The sequence below is a fragment of the Paenibacillus sp. J31P13 genome (genome assembly GCF_056269295.1).
Map to the genome: position 1 here is coordinate 633,650 of NZ_JBWDNR010000004.1, position 21,831 is coordinate 655,480.

At 41.9% G+C, this 21,831-nt stretch carries 19 protein-coding genes; 8 read left to right on the top strand and 11 right to left on the bottom strand.

Features of this window, described 5'->3' with window-relative positions:
- The 10 genes from AC0YOD_RS17055 to rpmH all read right to left on the bottom strand — a co-directional run bounded on the left by AC0YOD_RS17055 (position 1) and on the right by rpmH (position 9,681).
- Positions 1–852, bottom strand: coding sequence for a ParB/RepB/Spo0J family partition protein (locus AC0YOD_RS17055; RefSeq protein WP_475800519.1), 852 nt, complete (start codon positions 850–852; stop codon positions 1–3).
- The gene (locus AC0YOD_RS17060) at positions 833–1,606 is read right to left on the bottom strand and encodes a ParA family protein (RefSeq protein ID WP_475800520.1); all 774 of its coding nucleotides are present in this window, start codon (positions 1,604–1,606) and stop codon (positions 833–835) included. Before AC0YOD_RS17060 ends, AC0YOD_RS17055 begins: the two co-directional genes overlap by 20 nt.
- A gap of 184 nt (positions 1,607–1,790) precedes the next feature.
- Entirely contained in the window at positions 1,791–2,609 is an 819-nt protein-coding gene (gene noc / locus AC0YOD_RS17065; protein ID WP_475800521.1) for a nucleoid occlusion protein, read from the bottom strand.
- 574 nt (positions 2,610–3,183) lie between these two features.
- A complete protein-coding gene (rsmG, locus tag AC0YOD_RS17070) occupies positions 3,184–3,906 on the bottom strand; it encodes a 16S rRNA (guanine(527)-N(7))-methyltransferase RsmG (protein ID WP_475800522.1) in 723 nt (240 codons plus the stop codon).
- Between the two features lies 1 nt (position 3,907).
- Positions 3,908–5,797, bottom strand: a complete 1,890-nt coding sequence (gene mnmG, locus AC0YOD_RS17075) for a tRNA uridine-5-carboxymethylaminomethyl(34) synthesis enzyme MnmG (RefSeq protein WP_475800523.1) — start codon at positions 5,795–5,797, stop codon at positions 3,908–3,910.
- A gap of 159 nt (positions 5,798–5,956) precedes the next feature.
- Positions 5,957–7,336: a tRNA uridine-5-carboxymethylaminomethyl(34) synthesis GTPase MnmE gene (gene mnmE, locus AC0YOD_RS17080; protein WP_475800556.1), complete on the bottom strand. Its 1,380-nt coding sequence runs from the start codon at positions 7,334–7,336 to the stop codon at positions 5,957–5,959.
- A gap of 96 nt (positions 7,337–7,432) precedes the next feature.
- Positions 7,433–8,056 (bottom strand): RNA-binding cell elongation regulator Jag/EloR, encoded by a 624-nt coding sequence (jag, locus tag AC0YOD_RS17085; RefSeq protein WP_475800524.1) that lies wholly within the window; start codon positions 8,054–8,056, stop codon positions 7,433–7,435.
- The gene (locus AC0YOD_RS17090) at positions 8,053–8,775 is read right to left on the bottom strand and encodes a YidC/Oxa1 family membrane protein insertase (protein ID WP_475800557.1); all 723 of its coding nucleotides are present in this window, start codon (positions 8,773–8,775) and stop codon (positions 8,053–8,055) included. The genes jag and AC0YOD_RS17090 overlap by 4 nt, the downstream gene beginning before the upstream one ends.
- Positions 8,776–9,042: 267 nt before the next feature.
- On the bottom strand, positions 9,043–9,414 hold the full coding sequence (rnpA, locus tag AC0YOD_RS17095) for a ribonuclease P protein component (protein ID WP_475800525.1): 372 nt from the start codon (positions 9,412–9,414) through the stop codon (positions 9,043–9,045).
- A gap of 132 nt (positions 9,415–9,546) precedes the next feature.
- On the bottom strand, positions 9,547–9,681 hold the full coding sequence (rpmH, locus tag AC0YOD_RS17100; protein ID WP_475800526.1) for a 50S ribosomal protein L34: 135 nt from the start codon (positions 9,679–9,681) through the stop codon (positions 9,547–9,549).
- A 550-nt stretch (positions 9,682–10,231) separates the two neighbouring features.
- Between rpmH and dnaA the strand changes: the two genes are divergently transcribed.
- The 6 genes from dnaA (at position 10,232) to gyrB (ending at position 16,587) form a co-directional block, all read left to right on the top strand.
- Positions 10,232–11,587, top strand: coding sequence for a chromosomal replication initiator protein DnaA (dnaA, locus tag AC0YOD_RS17105; RefSeq protein WP_475800527.1), 1,356 nt, complete (start codon positions 10,232–10,234; stop codon positions 11,585–11,587).
- Between the two features lie 230 nt (positions 11,588–11,817).
- Complete coding sequence (dnaN, locus tag AC0YOD_RS17110) at positions 11,818–12,960, top strand: DNA polymerase III subunit beta (protein WP_475800528.1); 1,143 nt, start codon at positions 11,818–11,820, stop codon at positions 12,958–12,960.
- A 36-nt stretch (positions 12,961–12,996) separates the two neighbouring features.
- Positions 12,997–13,212, top strand: a complete 216-nt coding sequence (yaaA, locus tag AC0YOD_RS17115; RefSeq protein ID WP_475800558.1) for a S4 domain-containing protein YaaA — start codon at positions 12,997–12,999, stop codon at positions 13,210–13,212.
- A gap of 27 nt (positions 13,213–13,239) precedes the next feature.
- Positions 13,240–14,349 (top strand): DNA replication/repair protein RecF, encoded by a 1,110-nt coding sequence (recF, locus tag AC0YOD_RS17120; protein ID WP_475800529.1) that lies wholly within the window; start codon positions 13,240–13,242, stop codon positions 14,347–14,349.
- A 29-nt stretch (positions 14,350–14,378) separates the two neighbouring features.
- Positions 14,379–14,630, top strand: a complete 252-nt coding sequence (gene remB, locus AC0YOD_RS17125) for an extracellular matrix regulator RemB (protein ID WP_012772007.1) — start codon at positions 14,379–14,381, stop codon at positions 14,628–14,630.
- A 46-nt stretch (positions 14,631–14,676) separates the two neighbouring features.
- Positions 14,677–16,587, top strand: coding sequence for a DNA topoisomerase (ATP-hydrolyzing) subunit B (gene gyrB, locus AC0YOD_RS17130; protein ID WP_475800530.1), 1,911 nt, complete (start codon positions 14,677–14,679; stop codon positions 16,585–16,587).
- Between the two features lie 32 nt (positions 16,588–16,619).
- Here gyrB and AC0YOD_RS17135 read toward each other — a convergent pair whose 3' ends face one another.
- On the bottom strand, positions 16,620–17,393 hold the full coding sequence (locus AC0YOD_RS17135; RefSeq protein ID WP_475800531.1) for a YheC/YheD family protein: 774 nt from the start codon (positions 17,391–17,393) through the stop codon (positions 16,620–16,622).
- A 289-nt stretch (positions 17,394–17,682) separates the two neighbouring features.
- On the opposite strand from AC0YOD_RS17135, the gene gyrA reads away from it, so the two are divergent.
- Both gyrA and AC0YOD_RS17145 read left to right on the top strand, forming a co-directional pair.
- Positions 17,683–20,232 (top strand): DNA gyrase subunit A, encoded by a 2,550-nt coding sequence (gene gyrA / locus AC0YOD_RS17140; RefSeq protein WP_475800532.1) that lies wholly within the window; start codon positions 17,683–17,685, stop codon positions 20,230–20,232.
- A gap of 142 nt (positions 20,233–20,374) precedes the next feature.
- A complete protein-coding gene (locus tag AC0YOD_RS17145) occupies positions 20,375–21,448 on the top strand; it encodes an HD-GYP domain-containing protein (protein ID WP_475800533.1) in 1,074 nt (357 codons plus the stop codon).
- Positions 21,449–21,831 lie beyond the last annotated feature (383 nt).

The window sequence follows — 21,831 nt, forward strand, 5'->3', positions numbered from 1 at the left end:
CTAAGCCATGTTTTGTAGCAATTCTAGCAATCTCTCTAAATCCTGTTTGCTGTAGTATTGCAGCTCTATTTTACCTTTATCTTTTTGCTGTTTAATTTTAACGGTCGTCTTAAATCGCTCACGTAATGACTCTTCCAGATGATCAATATAAGGGTCACGTTTCTTTTGATTTGTTTTTGCCTTAGCTTCAGGTTGCTTGGAATCAAGCTTCTGAATCGCCTCTTCTAATTCTCGCACGCTCCATTCCAATGAAACGGCAAGATCAGCCAATTCTTTTTGAACCTTAACATCCTTAATACCAACTAACGCTCTAGCGTGCCCCATTGAAATTGTTCCACGTGAAACATTATCTTTAATTTCGGATGGCAAGGACAGCAAGCGAACAAAGTTTGCAATGTGTGAACGCGACTTGCCAACCTTCATAGAAAGCTCTTCTTGTGTAAGTTTGAACTTATCGATAAGCGCTTGGTATGCAATTGCTACTTCTATTGCATTTAAATCTTCCCGTTGAAGATTTTCAATTAGAGCAATTTCCATCACTTGTTGATCTGAAAAAGATCGAACTACTGCAGGTATAGTTGGATTGCCACAATATTGCGATGCACGGAAACGTCTCTCCCCTGCAATGATTTCATAGCCTTTAAGTACAGTACGAACAATGATGGGTTGAATAACACCATGTTGCTTGATGGATTCCGCGAGTTCTTTAATGGAATCCTCATCAAACGTTTTACGAGGTTGATAAGGATTGGGTCTTAAATGGGATAACGTAATTTCAACTACCTTGTCATCATCATTAACAGAAAGCGATGGAATAAGAGCATCAAGCCCTCTACCTAGCCGCTTGCTCATAAGTGATCACTTCCTTCGCGAGTTCAAGATAAACTTCAGCGCCTTTAGATTTAGGATCATATGTGATAATGGCTTGTCCATGCGAAGGCGCTTCGCTCAGACGAACGTTACGCGGAATAATCGTTTGATAAACCTTCTGCTGGAAGTATTTTTTTACTTCTTCTATCACTTGAATACCAAGATTAGTTCTTGCATCCAGCATAGTCAACAGAACGCCTTCAATTTGAAGAGATGTATTCAAATGCTTCTGAACAAGTCGAACCGTATTTAATAATTGGCTTAACCCTTCAAGAGCATAATATTCACATTGAATAGGAATAAGGACAGAATCAGCGGCCGTTAAGGAGTTAATCGTTAATATTCCAAGTGACGGTGGACAATCAATTAGAATATAATCAAACTCACTTTTAACCATATGCAAAGCTTTTTTGAGACGCAGCTCGCGAGAAATCGTTGGAACCAGCTCGATTTCCGCTCCAGCCAATTGAATGGTTGCAGGAATGATTTTCAAACCAGGTACACTTGTCTCAAACATAGCATCCTTTGGATGAACTTCATTAATGAGGACATCATAAATACAGTTGTTCACATCTCCCTTGTCGATACCAAGTCCACTAGTTGTATTTCCTTGTGGATCTATATCGACAAGCAATACTTTTCTACCAAGTGATGCGAGACAAGCAGCTAAATTTACAGACGTTGTCGTCTTACCGACACCGCCCTTCTGATTTGCAATTGCAATAATTTTCGACAAAACCGGCTCACCTCTATGTATACAACGTTTATGTGCTGTTTTTTATGATGGTACGTACAAAATATATCTTTTCCTATAAATGGCTACGCCGTCCTCAGCAAGGACGGCACTCAACAGGTATAGATACATTTATGTACGCTGATTAGAAATGTGTGTAAATATTGATTTATTTCATTAAAACCTATTATCTCTTAGGGATTTGAATCACGATTTCATAATGATCATCGAAATCCTTCTCATCCGTTTTGATCTGCAAACCAGAACCGGAAACCATCTCAATGGATTGTCTAATCGTATTGAGAGCCAAACGCACATCCTTCGTAAAAGAAATACGTTTTGATTTCTTAAGCTTTGTCGATTCCTTCAAAAATGCTATTCTAACTTCTGTTTGTTTAACATTTAAATCTTTCGTAATGATCTCTTCCAAAACTTTAAGCTGTAGCTCTTCACTATCTAAGGAAAGTAATGCTCTAGCATGTCGTTCTGTGATCTTACGCTCCATTAATGCCATTTTAATTGTATCATTAAGCATTAATAATCGAAGCTTATTAGCGATAGTGGATTGACTCTTACCAAGGCGTTGAGCCAAGCTTTCCTGTGTAAGCTGATGTAGCTCTATCAGTTTTTGATAGGCTATTGCCTCTTCTATTGCAGAAAGATTTTCCCTTTGAAGATTTTCAATTAAAGCAATAGAAGCAGTCTGCGAATCATTAAACTCACGAACAATGCCGGGTATTGTATCATACCCTAGCTTTGTAACTGCACGCCACCGGCGTTCCCCTGCAATAATCTCATACCTGCTGTTGCGCATACGAACAACGATAGGTTGAATAACCCCATGCGTTTTTATCGTTTGACAAAGTTCTTCAATACGCTCATCATCAAATACCGTACGCGGTTGAAAGGGACTTGGATCAATTTCATTAATTGGAATTTGCCGAACTTCTTCTTGCGGAATACGTTGTTCGGATAAGCCGAACAATCGAGAAAATTGTTCTTTCATATCGATAATTACCACCCGATCATGAGATAAACCTCGTCTTCAATCGCTCTATGAAATTCATATAAGTTCTTCTTTCAAAGACACATATGAATAACATATAAACATTTGCCTATCAATCTAGTAATAATCGCATACAAATGTTTCCATTCCAAAGCAATTGCAAGGTTTTTGCGACAAACACGCTTAAGCAGCAAGTTTAGCTCATTACCAATATTTATAAGTCGATTGGAGTGAACCATTCTCAAGCAATCTATTAAGCTACTAGGCGAACATCCATAACAAAAGTCATTCGGTAATGATAGGAGTGGACTTATTTTAAATATAAGAATGTATGAAAATTATATCCTTCACTTTTCTTATATTTATCCGCTTGGGACTAAAAATGCCATCAAAAACACCTTTATCGCCAGCGATTATCAAAAGATATCTTCCAGTCACTTCATCTAACTTAAGAATTCGACTATTGCTAAACGATCTCCTGCTTGACACATGTCTTCAACACATAATTGTTAGATTAAAATCGTGTCTTTTATAAGTTGCTTGGCTTAGAATGTTTCACGTGGAACATACTAAGCTAAATAAGCGGCTGCTTTAGTGGAGTGCCAGCTTTTCTAGGATATTTACGAGGTGTAGCATCTAGCTTCTGAATTAATACAATATGACGTTCTGATTGTTCATTGGGAAGTGAGAGTTGATGCTGCGATTTGATTTTACCCTTTAGTTCTCTCAAACTGAAGGATGCTTCACGTACCTCTTCATCAGACTGAGAGCCTTTCATCGCTGCGAAAAGTCCACCCTTTTTGACAAAAGGTAAACAAAATTCATTTAGTACATTTAATCTCGCTACAGCACGAGCCGTGACTAGATCATAGCTATCTCGATGAGCTGGCATCTGGGCGATATCCTCAGCACGACCATGATGACATAGAACATCTTGAAGTCCAAGTTGCTCCGTCAAGTGAGTTAAAAATTGAATTCTCTTGTTCAAAGAATCAACAATCATCACTTTCAAATGAGGGAAGCATATTTTCAAAGGAATACTTGGAAAACCAGCACCCGAGCCAATGTCAGCTAGCATACGTACATCATTAATTGATGTGAAAAATGAAAGTGAAACGGAGTCATAGAAGTGTTTTTCGTATACTGCATCTCTCTCTGTAATACCTGTTAAATTCATTTTTTCATTCCACTCAACTAGTAAGCGGAAATAAAGCTCAAACTGTTCCAGTTGTTTAGGGGAGAGCGGAATTCCGCTCTCCTCCATTTTTTTCGTAAACCAAACTAATGTTTCATCCATGTTATGAACCTTTCGCTGCAGTTACACGGTTGTAGTGCTCCAAGTAAACAAGCAGAATTGAAATATCAGCAGGAGTTACACCTGCAATTCGAGATGCTTGACCAATGGAGAGAGGTCTAATCAACGAAAGCTTTTGAATGGCTTCTGACGCTAGGCTACGAACATCTTTATAATCTATATCGTCAGGAATACGCTTTTTCTCCATCTTATTCAAGCGTGCGACTTGAATTAGTTGTTTTTCAATATATCCTGCATACTTAATTTGAATTTCGACCTGCTCCTTCATTTCCTCTGTCATTTCTGGAGTTGAAGGAACAACAGTCTCGAGCATTGCATACGTAACTTCTGGTCGACGAAGCAATGACAATGCATCTGTACCGTTAGTCATCGTTGCTGTACCCGCTGCAGTCAGCATTTCATTTGCTTCATCTGGTTTTACTTTTGTAGCGCGCAAACGCTCTATGTCGAGCTCAACCAGTTCTTTCTTTTTCAGAAACTTATTGTAGCGTTCTTCGGAAATAAGTCCTATTTCATAACCAGTTGGTGTTAAGCGCAGATCGGCATTATCATGGCGAAGCAGCAAACGATATTCTGCTCTTGAAGTCAGCAAGCGATATGGATCATTTGTGCCTTTGGTTACCAAGTCATCAATCATAACGCCAATATAACCTTCAGAACGGCCTACAATTATAGGTTCTTTTCCTTGTACCTTACGAGCGGCATTAATGCCTGCTATTACACCTTGCCCAGCTGCCTCTTCATAACCAGATGTTCCATTGATTTGTCCAGCTGTGAATAAGCTGTCAATCACCTTTGTCTCCAGAGATGGCCATAGTTGTGTTGGAACTACTGCGTCATACTCAATTGCATAACCATTCCGCATCATCTCAGCTTTTTCCAGTCCTGGTATAGAACGTAAAATTCCAAGTTGTACATCCTCAGGCATACTTGTAGATAATCCTTGCACATAGTACTCGGACGTGTTCTTACCTTCTGGCTCTAAGAAGATCTGATGCTTCGGTTTATCAGCGAAACGGACAATTTTATCCTCAATAGACGGACAATATCTTGGCCCTGTTCCCTCGATTGCACCTGAGAACATTGGCGCACGATGTAAATTATCATTAATAATCTTATGCGTGCCTTCAGACGTATACGTTAGCCAGCAAGGAAGCTGTTCATTAGTAGAAGACTCTGTCTCATGAGAGAAGAACTTTGGATTGTCATCTCCAGGTTGAATTTCTGTTTTGGAGAAATCAATAGAATCCTTGTGTACACGAGGAGGTGTACCTGTTTTAAAGCGAACGAGCTCTAATCCATGTTCCTTCAAGCTAGCAGCTAATCTTACTGAAGGCTGCTGATTGTTAGGACCACTCTCATACATCAATTCACCCATAATAATTTTACCGCGTAAATAAGTACCCGTTGTTACAACGACCGTACGTGAACGATATTCTGCTCCCGTTTTTGTAATAATACCAACGCACTTGCCGTCCTCTACAATAAGCTCTTCCGCCATACCTTGACGTAACGTTAGCTTTGGTGTTTCTTCAATGGTTCTCTTCATTGTATGCTGATAATCAAACTTGTCAGCTTGCGCACGCAGTGCATGCACCGCTGGCCCTTTACCGGTATTCAGCATTCTCATTTGTATAAATGTTCTATCTATATTCCGACCCATTTCGCCGCCTAATGCATCAATTTCCCGTACAACATGCCCTTTCGCAGGACCGCCGATTGATGGATTACACGGCATAAAAGCAACCATATCCAAATTTATTGTAAGAAGCAGCGTCTCACAGCCCATACGTGCAGCTGCAAGTGCGGACTCACAGCCCGCATGCCCCGCTCCAATGACGATAACGTCATATTCACCAGCTAAATATCCCATTGTCTTTTACCCTCCTTAAAGGTTTGCTACGCAAACCTACATCGTAAGCACAAGCTAAGGTTTACACAGCAACCTACTTCATAAGCACAAGCTAAGGTTTTTGCAACAAACCTACTTCATAAGCATAAATCAAGATTTGCTAAAGCAAGCCCTGACCCATTACTTCCCTAAGCAAAACTGTGAAAAGATTTGATCAATCAATGAATCGCCAGCCTCATCACCAAGAATCTCACCAAGCGATTCCCAAGCTGAACGCGCATCTATTTGAATAAGGTCAATCGGAATACCTACATCTGATGCTTCAATCGCATCTATTAGTGATTGCCTAGCACGGTTCAACAAAGAAATATGCCGAACGTTGCTGACATATGTCAGATCATTGGATTCCAGCTGTCCTTCAAAAAACATTTCACTAATGGTACGTTCTAACCGATCTAGTCCATCTTCCTCTAGTATCGACATTCGCACAATGGAATCTGCTGGAATAGTCTCCTCCACCACCTCAATTTCTAATTGACGCGGCAAGTCAGTCTTATTCACAATCGCAATGACCGAACGACCCTTCATTTGCTTCAAAAGTTCGATATCTTCTTCTTGCAGCGGTTCATTATAATTCAAAACAAACAAAATGAGATCCGCTTCCTCAATTGCATTCCGCGAACGCTCTACGCCAATTCGTTCAACAACATCATTCGTATCGCGAATACCCGCTGTATCCAATAACCGAAGAGGAATACCATTCAGTGCTACGAATTGTTCAATAACATCACGTGTCGTCCCTGGAATGTCCGTAACGATCGCTTTATTCTCTTGCGTCAGCATATTCATTAAGGATGACTTACCGACATTGGGACGTCCGACGATTGCCGTCACAATACCTTCTCTTAATATTTTGCCTTCATTCGCTGTTTTTAACAGTCGATCTATTTCATTAATAGCAGAATCGCATTGGTCACGAATAAACGAGCTCGTCATTTCCTCTACGTCATGCTCCGGATAATCAATATTCACTTCAATATGCGCAAGCAGCTCTATAACCGTCTGTCGCAATGCTTTAATTCTCTTCGACAATACCCCTTCCGATTGCTTGCGAGCAACCGAAAAAGCACGATCCGACTTGGATCTAATCAAATCTATAACCGCTTCAGCTTGCATCAGATCAATTCGACCATTTAGAAACGCTCTCTTCGTAAATTCTCCTGGCTCTGCAGTGCGAAATCCGTCTTGCTTCAAAACAACATCCAGCACCTTTTTAACAGCGATTACGCCGCCATGTGCATTTATTTCAACGACATCTTCAGCCGTAAAGGAACGAGGCCCACGCATTAGCGTAACCAGCACCTCTTCTACATCTTCACCTGCTACTGGATCAATAATATGTCCATAATGTAGGGTGTGTGTTTCCGCATCTCTCAGACTAATCTTAGACCTGAAAATTTTAGCGATTCCTTCAATAGCATCGGGACCGCTAATCCTTATTATCGCAATACCGCCTTCTCCGACAGCTGTCGAAATAGCGGCAATCGTGTCATGTACCATTGTCATTCAGCACCTCTCAAATGGAAAAACAGCAATGACCATAATGAGCCATTGCTGTGTATAGCATATAGAACCTTATGTTTTTGTAAGCTTGCTTTAGTTTCTCAATGAGATAACTACTCGTCTGTTAGGCTCATCGCCCTTACTGAAGGTTTTTACTTTTGGATGATTTTGCAGCTGTGAATGAATGACCTTTCGCTCATGCGGTGACATCGGCTCTAGAACAACTTCTTTCCTAGTCCGAATGACACGGCCAGCCAATCGATCCGACAAATCTGCCAAAGTTTTACGGCGGCGCTCGCGAAAATCTTCTGCATCAAGTACGATTCGCAAATGACTGTTTGAATAACGATTTGCCACAATATTAACTAAGTACTGCAGTGCATCCAACGTTTGTCCGCGACGTCCAATCAGCATACCAAGGTCTCCACTGCCCGATACGGCCAGATGAGTCCCTTCTCTTGTTTGCTTCCGATCGATGTTTACTTGCAGCCCCATAGTATCAGCCACCTCAAGGAGAAATTTCTCCGCTTCGTGGATAGGATCGGGAATAAGCTCAAGCTCAACTTTCGCTTCCTTTGCTCCGAACAACCCCAAAAAACCTTTGGAAGGCTGTTCAAGCACAATTGTTTTAACACGGTCTTCAGTTACTTGCAATTGTGATAACCCATTACGCACAGCATCTTCTATCGTCTTGCCTGATGCGATGATTTTCATCATTTCGCGAGGGCCTCCTTACCCTTATCAGCTGAACGTACATATAAGAAGTAGTTTTGAATAATGGTGTAAATGTTGCTATATACCCAATACAGCGGTAGAGCTGCAGGGAAAGATATGGCCATGACAAAAATAAGAACTGGGAAAATCGCCAGCATCATACCCATACCAGGCATTGTTTGTGTTTGTTGCTTTTGCATCATTTTGGACTGAATAAACGTTGTTGCAGCGGCAAGTATAGGAAGGATGTAATAGGGATCCTTCTCACCCAGCTGAAGCCACAAGAAAGTATGCTCACGAATATCCGGGTTTTTGTAAATCGAATTGTACAATGCGATAAAAATAGGCATCTGAACAATAAGCGGCAAACAGCCCGCCATTGGATTTACTTTGTGGGTTTGGAACAACTTCATCGTTTCTTCTTGCTGTTTTTGCGGGTTGTCCTTGTACTTCTTCTTGATTTCAGCCATTTCAGGTTGAAGCTTTTGCATCGCCTTGGAGCTGCGATATTGCTTCAATGTTAATGGTAGAATCAACGTTCTTACAATAATCGTCAGGAGCAAAATAGCAAGCCCATACGAATCGCCAAACCATTTAGCGAAAGTATCGAGCGTAATCGCAAAATAATAGACGACATTTTTCTCCCAGAAGTTCCCGTTCAATAAATCTGCGGTCTCCGTCGTCTTCGTTGCAGGAGCGCCGCATCCGGCAAGAACACCCATCAACAAAACAAGACCAATTACTAAAATCCATTTTTTGTTTTTAGTCCAAAACAACAATAAAAACTCCTCTCTGAGAGCAATCACATCAAGCGTAAACGACAGATGCCTAAAACAGGCAGCATCCCCTTCGCTTAGCGGTGTATTTTCAATCTAGACTATACCATAATTTATGGGACAAAGAAACAACGAGCAATTGCATGCATCCGCTTTCTTAATTCTTAGCAGACATTGTATTTTGAAAACGCAAAGAAAGCCTGCTGATAGACGTTAATCGGCCTGCTTTTCCTTTGACTGACCTATGCTTTTGAGCAAACCTGCCTTCTTCAATACATGAAGAACGCTCTTCTCCATCTCCTTCATCTTCATTGCCGTCGCAGGCTTTCTTACTATTAGTATGAAGTCGGTTTTGGGAACAATTCTGTTTGCTTGATGGCGTACAATTTCTTTGAGCATTCGGCGCATACGATTTCGTACCACTGCATTGCCAATTTTTTTGCTCGCTGATACACCTAATCGGAAGGGATCAGCCGAAGCTTGCTTCGACCAATAGACGACAAACTGACCATTCGCGAACGATTTTCCGCCGCGATATATTCGATTAAAGTCCTCACGATTGCGAAGACGCAATTTTCTATGCACGACTGATGTCCACCGTTCTCTCGTTCATCTTCTAAGTATCGCCAATGGGCGCAGCCGCCTAAGCAACATGCACCCTCAGCACTCACTCTCACTTTAAGCAAAAAAAAAAGACCACCAAACGTGGTCTTCTGCTTATGCGCTCAGTACTTTTCTTCCCCGTAGACGACGCGCTGCCAAAACTTTACGTCCGTTCTTCGTGCTCATCCGTTTGCGGAATCCATGCACTTTCGCACGTTTGCTTACATTCGGTCTAAATGTAGGTCTCATTTTTTTGCACCTCCTATATAGCGTGTTTCTTAACTTTATCAATTAAAAAACGCTTTTTTTATTAAACCATGTTAGCAGACAAAAGTCAATAATCCGCTTTTCCCCTCACCACCCTCCCTAAGCCATTCATAATTCAGTCTGTGGATAAACGTATGAAACGATCCTCTTTATCAAAAACTAATAACATGTGCACAATCCACAAGCGTCATCAACGAACTTTGTCGAAATCTTAACAAGATATAAACAATATGTAGTGGTGTAGATAACTTTTATGCACAAGCAGTTGAGAATGTGGATAAAATATGCGATTTCGTTGAAATATAAGGCATCTTTTGCTATGATAATTATGTTTTCACTGTGGATTAGCTCGTGATACCCTCAGAATTATCAACAACCTGTGGATAACATTGTGAACAAACTCATCCCCTATTTATAACTCATAATGCTTCTGCTGTGTCAATTGTGGATGCTTTCGTTATAAAACCCTGTATTTCGACATTTTTTCGCGTAACTGCGCCCTTGGGGCGATTTGGATAAGGAGTGACAGTCTGTGGACAGCCATACCTATGATTTATGGCAGCAAGTGTTGTCAATCATCCAAACAAAATTAAGCAAACCGAGCTTTGACACCTGGTTCAAAGCAACGAAGGCTTCTTTTGTCGATGATTCCATGCTTGAGGTGACCGCGCCGACAACATTTGCGGCCGAATGGCTGGAAGGCCGTTATACAAAGTTAATTAGAACGACGCTGTTCGAATTTTTAGGCAGACAAGTTGATGTACGTTTCTCAATTGAAGAACCAAAAGGTGCGGAGCCTGCTTATATGTTCCCGCCGAAAGCTGCTAATCCCCCTGCCATGCACGAAGAGGCAACACCTACTCATATGCTTAACCCCAAGTACACGTTTGATACATTCGTTATTGGGGCGAACAACCGTTTTGCGCATGCTGCGTCTCTTGCAGTAGCTGAAGCACCGGCCAAAGCTTATAATCCATTGTTCTTGTATGGCGGCGTTGGTCTTGGAAAAACCCACTTAATGCACGCCATTGGCCACTACATCATGGATCACAACCCCAATACGAAGGTGCTTTATATTTCGTCCGAGAAATTTACGAACGAATTTATTAACGCGATCCGCGATAACCGTGGAGAAAGCTTTCGTACGAAATACCGTAATATCGACGTCCTGCTCATCGATGATATTCAATTCTTAGCGGGAAAAGAGCAGACGCAAGAGGAGTTTTTCCATACCTTTAATGCGCTGCATGAGGAACGGAAGCAAATTGTCATCTCAAGTGACCGGCCTCCGAAAGAGATACCAACATTAGAGGAACGACTTCGGTCGCGGTTTGAATGGGGACTCATAACCGATATTCAACCACCTGACCTGGAGACGCGGATAGCCATTTTGCGCAAGAAAGCAAGGGCTGAGAATCTAGATATTCCGAACGAAGCGATGATCTACATTGCGAATCAAATTGATACGAATATTAGAGAATTAGAAGGCGCGCTTATACGGGTAGTCGCCTATTCATCTTTAATAAACGCTGATATCACGTCACATCTAGCCGCCGAAGCGCTTAAGGACATCATTCCTTCCAGCCGGCCAAGAATGATTACGATCCTTGATATACAGAATAAGGTTGGCGAGTTCTATGGTCTTAGACTTGAGGAGTTCAAGGCGCGGAAACGTACGAAGGCTGTAGCTTACCCTCGTCAAATTGCAATGTATCTATCACGCGAGCTCACTGACTTCTCACTTCCGAAGATTGGCGAAGCATTTGGCGGTCGTGATCATACGACTGTCATCCATGCGCATGAGAAAATTACACAGCAGCTTAAGGTGGATCAGGACCTGTACAAAATTATTCAAAATCTGTCCGAAAAAATCAAAAATCATATGTGAACAACTAAGCAAGCCTATGCACACGCTATGCACATGTGGATAGGCTTGCTTTATCGGTCTTGCAAGGGGTTATCCACATATTCAGTGCCCCTACTACTACGACTACTAAAAATCTTTAATAAAACATCATCAATTAAGCCCGAATGTCCAATTCCTTATTTCAAAAAAATTCAACTTCGTTCAACATAAAGAAACGAAATTGACTCTATAAGAGCGCTAGGAGTGAAATCATGAAATTAACAATTTCAAAAAATGAATTAAACGATGCCATCCAACAAGTGGCTAAGGCTGCTTCATCCCGACCGACCATACCAATACTCGGTGGTATCAAAATCGAAGTTACCCATTTAGGCGTGACACTCACTGCTAGTGATACGGATATATCGATTCAAAGCTTTATTCCTGTCGAAAGAGATCAATTCGTCATCGCAAATGTAGATAAACCAGGAAGCGTAGTGCTGCCTGCTAAATTTTTTGTAGAAATTGTTAAGAAACTTCCGTCGGAACAAGTAAGCATCGAAGTTAGCAATACTTATCAAACGATGATCCGTTCAGGCTCAACCGAAATTCAAATGGTCGGACTTGATCCAGAAGAATTCCCTGTTCTGCCATCAATTGAACAAAACGAAGTATTGCAATTGCCAGGCGATCTATTAAAAGCTATGATTCGTCAAACGGTATTAGCAGCGTCTACTAGTGAGCAAACGCCTATTTTGACCGGTGTATTGTGGAATCTACAAGAAGGCGAGCTGAAATTTGTAGCTACGGACCGCCATCGTTTAGCTAGCCGTACTGCACAAGTAGATACCGATGCAGAGTTTAAATTCAGCAACGTTGTCATTTCAGCAAAAACGCTAAATGAGCTTTCGAAGCTCGTTCCTGAGCAAAATGCCCTTGTGGATATCGTTGTCGCAGACAATCAAGTATTGTTTAAGCTTGGCAATGTACTCTTTTACACGCGTATCCTTGATGGAACTTACCCGGATACTTCTAAGATTATTCCGCAAGTGTTCAAAACAGAACTTGTTCTGGATACAAAAAATGTAATGGATGCCATCGATCGTGCTTATTTGATGTCACGTGAGGAAAAAACGAACATCGTTCGTCTAATCACACTGGAAGACGGATCAATCGAAATTTCTTCTAGCTCAACGGAGCTCGGACGTGTTACGGAGCAGCTTGAAGCAAAACAATTTAACGGAGATCCGCTTCGTATCGCATTTAACTCTAAATATATGCTTGATGTGCTGAAAGTCATTGACAGCGAGCAGTTGTTTATCGGCTTCACAGGTGCTATGAGCCCGATCATCATTCGTCCAATTGACCATGCTTACAGCATGTATGTCATCTTGCCTTACCGTACAACTGGCTAATATCTAACCTACGCAAAGAGAGGAATGAGGCGTCCTATGAAGGAAATCGTCATTCAAACAGAATATATAACGTTAGGCCAATTTTTGAAGCTGTCAGATTGTATTTCCACTGGAGGACACGCAAAGTTTTTTCTTCAAGAAACGAAAGTGCTCATTAACGGAGAAGAAGATAATCGCAGAGGCAGAAAGCTATATGCTGGTGATAAAGTCGAAGTTGATGGCTGTGGCGTGTTTACGGTAGGTAGAGCGTAACGGACCAATAGGCCGGGAGGTCAAAATGTGTTTTTAACAAGCATACAGCTACAAAATTATCGCAACTATAGTGAGCTTGAGCTGCAAACACCTAACAAAGTAAATGTTTTTCTTGGTCCAAATGCACAAGGAAAAACCAATCTGCTGGAAGCCATCTTTGTACTGGCTCTAACGAAATCTCATCGCACCTCCAAGGATAAGGAGCTCATTGGCTGGGAAGCCGACTCAGCCCGTATCGCAGGTGAGGTGGATAAGAAGTATGGATCAGCCAAGCTCGATTTACTATTTTCCGCAAAAGGCAAAAAAGCGAAAATAAACGGACTAGAACAGCGCAAGCTCAGTGATTTTATAGGGTCCGTCAACGTCGTTATGTTTGCGCCAGAGGATCTTGAAATTGTAAAAGGAACGCCGGGTATACGAAGACGGTTTCTCGATATGGAAATCGGACAAGTACAACCCGGCTATTTATATACACTGCAGCAATATGGAAAAGTTCTGCAGCAAAGAAACAATTATCTAAAAGCTTCATACCCAGGCGGCGCTAATCAGACCATGCTGGATGTATGGAATATGCAGCTTGCAGAGCATGGTGTTAAAATTATGAAAAAAAGGAAACACTTTATACATAAATTACAAACGTACGCCGAACAAATTCATGCGGGTATAACAAACGGGACAGAACAGCTCACGATTGAGTATCGTCCTTCGTTTGATACAGACGCTCTGCAAGATGAATCTGTATTAATTGATCAATTTATGATAAAGTTAACACAGGTGAAAGATCAGGAGATTCGCAGAGGTGTTACGCTCGTGGGACCGCATCGTGACGATTTGGCGTTTTTCATTAACGGCAAAGAGGCGCAAATATTTGGTTCTCAAGGGCAGCAGCGAACAACGGCCCTATCTTTAAAATTAGCGGAAATAGAGCTTATTAACGAGGAAATCGGAGAATATCCGCTTTTGCTGCTTGACGATGTCTTGTCGGAACTCGACCAGAATCGGCAAACGCAGCTTATTGAGACGTTCCAAAGTAAGGTCCAAACATTTATTACAACAACCGGCCTTGAAAGCGTGAATGTTAGCAAGCTTCAGGATGCCGGTATCTATCATGTGAAAGACGGCCGAGTGACACGCTAAGGTGCGAATAGGAGAGGTGAGCGAAGGCTATGTATATCCATTTAGGCGGCGAAAAAATTATTCGGGCTGCGGAGCTAGTGGCCATTTTTGATATTTCTATCGAGCAATCCTCTAAACTATCCAAGCAATTCGTTGCAGGGGCACGAAAGCGTAAAGACGTTGAAACGATAGGCGAGGAAGAGCCGAAATCAATCGTTGTGACGAAGCAGAAAATATATTATTCGCCCATTTCATCCTCTACGTTAAAGAAACGCGCACATCATTTTGCAGCAAATGGGTAGAGCGAAGGCGATTAGGAAAAGCAGTTGAGAGGAGCAGTGAGCTTGCATGTCTTTGGAGCAGCATACGTATGACGAGAGTCAGATACAGGTCCTAGAAGGTTTAGAGGCAGTTCGCAAACGTCCGGGGATGTATATTGGTTCCACTAGTGGCAAAGGTCTTCACCATCTCGTATGGGAGGTAGTCGATAACAGTATTGACGAGGCTCTGGCTGGTCATTGTACGAAAATCATCGTTATCGTCCACGAGAATAATAGTGTGACCGTTATAGATAATGGACGCGGTATTCCAGTCGGCGAGAATGCGAAACTGAAAAAATCCACGCTCGAAGTTGTTATGACTGTGTTGCATGCGGGAGGTAAGTTCGGCGGCGACGGTTATAAAGTATCCGGCGGCTTGCACGGGGTCGGCGTATCCGTTGTGAACGCTTTGTCCGAGCTCGTCATTGTTCAAGTTAAACGGGACGGTCAAATCTATCAGCAAGAGTATCGCAAAGGTGCTCCTCAATACGATATTAAAGTTGTTGGCGAGACGACAGAGACGGGAACACAGGTAACGTTTACGCCGGATAAAGAGATTTTCACAGAAACAACTGAATTTGATTATGAAACGCTGCAGTCGCGTATTCGTGAGCTAGCGTTTTTGAATAAAGGCATTGAAATTGTGTTGACTGATGAGCGTACAGGCGTATCCAATACGTTCAAAAACGACGGCGGAATTATTGAATTTGTTCAATATTTGAACCGCAATCGCGTAGCTCTTCATGAAACGCCAATCTATGTAGAGGGCTCCAAGGATAATATCCAAGTGGAGGTTGCTCTACAGTACAATGACAGCTACACAGAGAACATTTATTCATTCGCAAACAATATTAATACGCATGAGGGCGGAACGCATGAGTCAGGCTTTAAGAGCGCTCTAACACGTATCATTAATGATTATTCCCGCAAAGCGAATTTGATCAAGGATAATGATTCAAATTTCTCAGGTGATGATGTTCGTGAAGGATTGACGGCGATTATTTCAGTCAAAATTCCAGAGCCGCAATTCGAGGGACAAACAAAAACAAAGCTCGGCAATAGTGAAGTTAGAGGTATTGTTGAGTCGTTCTTCGCTGAGAAGCTTCAAGAGTTTCTTGAGGAGAACCCTGCCGTATCACGTAAAATCGTTGAAAAAGGACTGCAAGCAGCACGTGCACGCGAAGCAGCGCGTAAAGCTCGTGAGCTGACTCGTCGCAAGAGTGCGCTTGAGGTCGGTTCCCTTCCTGGTAAGCTTGCTGACTGCTCATCTAAGGATGCTTCAATAAGTGAGCTATACATCGTCGAAGGTGATTCAGCGGGTGGATCTGCTAAGCAAGGACGTGATCGCCACTTCCAAGCGATTTTGCCGCTTCGCGGTAAAATTTTGAACGTTGAGAAAGCACGTTTGGATCGAATTCTAGGCAATGCTGAGATCAGAGCAATGATTACTGCGCTAGGTACCGGTATTAGCGATGAATTTGATATATCTAAAGCGCGTTATCACAAAGTTATTATCATGACGGATGCTGACGTCGATGGCGCACATATTCGTACCCTGTTGCTGACGTTCTTCTATCGTTATATGCGTCAAATTGTAGAGGCTGGCTATATTTATATTGCACAGCCGCCGCTATTCAAAGTTGAGCGCAATAAAATCATACGTTATGCGCAAACGGAGAAGGAACGTGATCTGATTATTTCTGAATTTGGCGAAGGCGTGAAAGTTAACGTTCAGCGCTATAAAGGACTTGGTGAGATGAATGCTACGCAGCTTTGGGAGACAACAATGGATCCTGAAAGTCGTTCCATGCTTCAAGTAACCATTGAGGATGCGATTGAAGCTGATGTCGTATTCGATACACTAATGGGCGATAATGTTGAACCGCGTCGTGATTTTATTCAAAAGTATGCAAGATATGTTACGAACCTGGACGTTTAATAAACGTTAAAATAAGCAGAAGCAATCATCCTTTAAGGATGACTGCTTCTTTTTTTGTACCGGCCATAGGCTACGGCATAGCGATATATTTTACGAAAGACAACTTGATCTTTAAGCTTTCGAAAAATAAAAGGATCAGGCATCATATTTACTTCAAGAATCCACGGATGCAGCTTAACATCGATAGCAATATCAACACCTAATTCCTTAATGTTAGGGTAGGCAGCTTGCAACGTATTCGCAATGCTCAAACTGAGCTTTCCCAGCTTATTCTTAAATGCAGCAAGCTCTGAGCGACTAGCGTGACCGGCCATAAGTTGCTCGATAGACATTGGTGTTCCACCGCTATGATAGTTAGTTACGATTTTTTTCGGATGTGCAAGGCGGCCTATGATCCCAGTTGCTTCCCATTTGTTCTGCGGGTTTTTTTGAACCATGACACGCACATCAAATCGACGGTTTCTATGCTTTAGCAGATGAATCCCTTTTTGAATGATATAGCGGCGTTTTTTCTTTTGACTGACGAGTTTTCGATAGAGCGCATCAAATGACGAGAAAAAAAGAATGGTCGTATCAAGCTGGTAGCGATAGCCTACAGAAGGAATGTTTGTTCTTTCCACACGAATAACGCCATTACCAAAAGTTCCATTGGTAGGCTTGAAATAAATCATTCCGTATTTTTTCATCATAGATTTGAGGTTGCTGTAATTAAATAGCTTTGTTTCCGGCATATATGGACGCAAATAACTGGATTTCAGCATTACTTTTGTTTTCGCCCATTTGCTCTTAATCCGTTGAATACTCAAAACATTTTCTCCTCTCGATGCGTAGCTTTACAGGATCATTAATTCAATGGTGACAGGAGACAGACTTGCTTTTGAGTGGTATAATGTAAGTTGGATTGCTATATTTTATGAGAGTTTTTCATAAATGGAGAGTATCTATTCACCTATTTTTAACGACGGATCTAAAGAGATTTGAGGGAATTCCAAAAGTATGAGCTAAGAAGGTTTATATGCTCGCTTTTTGAGAAAGTAATATAGTGTGTTTCTGTTGATTGAAGAGTAATGAAAGATAGCGTCAGGGAGGTAAATCATGGCGGAAGAACAACGTTTATCTGTAAGAGATCGCGATATTGGCACGGAGATGCGGGATTCCTTTATGGATTACGCGATGAGTATTATTGTAAGCCGTGCACTTCCCGATGTTAGGGACGGTTTAAAGCCGGTGCATCGTCGTATTTTGTACGCGATGTCGGAGCTTGGAATGTCACCAGATAAGCCGCATAAGAAATCAGCGAGGATTGTAGGAGAAGTAATCGGTAAGTACCATCCACACGGTGATACTGCTGTTTATGATTCCATGGTAAGGATGGCGCAAGATTTCTCTATGCGTTATATGCTCGTTGATGGACATGGTAACTTTGGTTCAATTGATGGTGATGGTGCTGCTGCGATGCGATATACGGAAGCTCGTCTTTCGAAAATTGCAATGGAGCTGCTGCGTGATATCAACAAGGATACAATTGATTTCGCTCCCAACTATGATGGAGAAGAGACGGAACCAGTTGTATTGCCAGCACGATACCCTAACCTGCTTGTGAACGGTGTTACAGGTATTGCTGTAGGTATGGCTACGAATATTCCGCCGCATAACTTGAGTGAAGTTATTGATGGGGCACAGGCCATGATTGCAAATCCGGACATTACCGCAGTAGAGCTCATGGAGTTTATTAAAGGACCCGATTTTCCGACAGCTGGTTTTGTTATGGGACGTCAAGGAATCCGCCAAGCTTATCTGACGGGCCGTGGATCGGTAACGATGCGGGCGCGTGCAACAATAGAAGAAAATAATGGAAAAGCACGCATTATCGTACATGAGCTGCCTTATCAAGTTATTAAAGCTCGTCTAGTTGAGAAAATAGCGGAGCTTGTACGTGAGAAAAAAATTGAAGGTATTACCGATTTGCGTGATGAATCTGACCGTAACGGTATGCGCGTTGTTATAGAGCTTCGTCGAGATGTTAATCCAAGCGTAGTTTTAAACAATTTATATAAGCACACGCAATTGCAATCCAATTTTGGTATCAATATGTTGGCGCTTGTAAACGGTGAACCTAGAACACTTAATCTGCAGGAAATGCTCTATTATTACTTGCAGCATCAGATTGAAGTCATTCGCCGTCGTACCGAGTTCGAACTGAAAAAGGCCGAGGCTCGTGCACACATCTTGGAAGGTCTGCGTATTGCGCTAGATCATCTGGATGAAGTTATTGCATTAATTCGCAGTTCCCAAACAGCTGATCAGGCTCGTGAAGGATTGATTACAAGATTCTCACTCAGCCATGAGCAAGCGCAGGCCATCTTGGATATGCGTTTGCAGCGTCTAACTGGACTGGAACGAGATAAAATAGAAGCGGAATACAATGAGCTTATGCGTAAAATTGCAGAGTACAAAGCTATTCTTGCAGACGAGCAGCTCGTTCTTGAAATTATAAGCACAGAGCTTGCAGAAATTAAGGATAGATTTGGTGATGAGCGTCGTACTGAGCTTATGGCAAGTGATGAAGAAATCCTAGATGAGGATCTCATTCCTCGTGAGGATGTCATCATCTCCATTACTCATACGGGGTACATCAAGCGATTGCCGGTTACCACATACCGCAGCCAGAAGCGTGGCGGTAAAGGGGTAGTTGGTATGGATACCAAAGATAATGACTTTGTTGAGCATCTCTTTGTATCCAATACACATCACTACTTGCTGTTCTTTACGAACAAGGGCAAGGTGTACAAACTTAAAGCGTATGAGATTCCAGATCTTAGCCGTACAGCTCGCGGAACTCCGATTATTAACCTTATTCAAATCGAACAAGGCGAAACGATCAACGCGGTTATACCGGTAAAAGATTTTGATTCCGAGCACTTCCTATTCTTCGCTACAAGGCAAGGTGTTGTGAAGAAAACGCCTCTCGATGACTACATCAACATTCGTAAGGTTGGATTAATCGCCATCTCGCTTCGCGAGGACGATGATCTAATTGGCGTGAAGCTGACTGACGGAAATCAAGAGATCATCATGGGAACGGCGCAGGGAATGTCAATCCGCTACTCCGAGCAGGATGTCCGCTCTATGGGACGTTCAGCAACGGGTGTGAAAGGTATCCAGCTTGATGATGGAGACACTGTTATCGATATGGATGTCATTGTCCCTGAAAAGGATATTTTGATCGTTACGACCAACGGTTACGGCAAGCGTACACCAGTTCTAGACTACCGTATTCAAAATCGCGGTGGTAAAGGAATTAAAACGCTGAATGTTACAGACAAGAACGGTCCGATCGTATCGCTTAAAGTTGTTGAGAATGACGAGGATCTTATGATCATGACTGCCTCTGGTACGATGATTCGTACTAGTATGGAAGGCATTTCGACAATGGGTCGGAACACACAAGGTGTAAGACTCATTAATACGCGTGAGGATGATACAGTAGCTACTGTTACTCGTGTTGCACGCAGTGAAGATGCTGAAGAAGCATTGGATGATAATGAGGAACAGGAAGGGATCGAGAAATCGGTAACACCTGAAACTCCTGAATCACCTGAATCACCTGAAACACCAGAAACGCCAGAAACGCCATCAGAATAAAGATGTCACGAATGAGTTTGCTGCCTTATGGCGGTAAACTCATTTGTTCTACAACTTAATTTAAATCATTCTATTTATTGATATTTTTACTCGATCAATCGCTCCATTTTAACCGAATCAGGCATAAGGGGAGAGGACGCTAGTGGCAGGAGTAACGTTAGCAAATCTTAAGCTAGGCGATAAAATCATTGAAGATGTCCTCACTCCGCTTGGCGGGGTGCTGTTTCAGAAGGGGAAGGTCATTACTCCAAAAGAAATAGAAATTTTACATGCATTCCTCGTCGCAAGTGTTGAAATTGAAAGCCATGCATCATCAAGTAAAGCAAATGACGATGTTGATGATGAAGCGGCGCAGAAATCAAGTACAGCAATTGTTGCTTCAACTCTTCATGAAGAATATGACAAAATGCTAAATGTGTTAAGAGAAGTATTTAAATCTTATGTGGCTGGTCAAAGCATACCGGTTATGGATATCCGCAAACAGCTTGAGAAGCTGTTGGAAAATGTTAAAAGCTATAACCTGCTAACCTTTGCACCGCGGCAGTTTATGGAGAAGGATTATTTATTACATAACAGTATTGCTTCTTCATTAACTTCCTATCAGATTGCACAGTGGGTGGGTCTGCCTCAAAAGGATTGGATGCAGGTTGCATTTGCAGGTTTACTGCATGATATCGGAAACGTAAGAATCGATAAAGCGATATTAACGAATCCCAATCCACTGTCTATAGAAGAGAAAGAAGAAATGATGCGTCATACGGTTCTCGGCTATCAATTGCTCAAAAACATTCCAGCGCTAAATGAAGGGGTCAAAATGGCTGCTCTTCAGCATCACGAGAAGATCGATGGATCAGGCTACCCGCTTGGTATTGATGCAACGAAGATACATCCTTATGCCAAAATCGTAGCTATTGCAGATATATTCCATGCGATGACACTGAATAAAGCATATCGGAAAGCAGCATCTCCCTATTTGGTGTTGGAACAAATTCAAAGCGATGCGTTCGGAAAGCTGGATCCAACCTATGTTCGGATGTTTGTAGAGAAGGCTACCCAATTCCATAATGGTATAGTCGTCAAGCTTAGTGATGAACGCATAGGAGAGATCGTATTTTCAGATAGCGTAAATCCTACAAGACCATGGGTGTCTATAGAAGGAATAATTGTGAACCTAACTAAAGAGCGTCATCTTCATATTAAAGAGGTCATACGATAATGTTATGATCGTATAGAAAAGGCAGTGATACTTTTTTCTAATAGGAGCGGGAATTTATGATGACCGCAGCATATTAGATTATAATTATCACTGTTTTTTCATTATAGAGGGGATGAATACGATAATAAACGCAACAACCACGCGGGATAATCATTAAAAACAAAAAAAATGAAATAAAAGCGAAAAAAGTACTTGCATTCACTTAGCCCACGTGATATATTATTTAAGTCGCCACTGAGACATACGGCGCACACGAGAAACAAACGAAAGATAAGATTGCTCTTTGAAAACTGAACAACGAGTAACAAACTGCCTCGCAAGTCCTTCGGGATGAGCGAAAAAAGCGATAAAAGTTTTTGAGCAAGTCAAACACCAATTTGGAG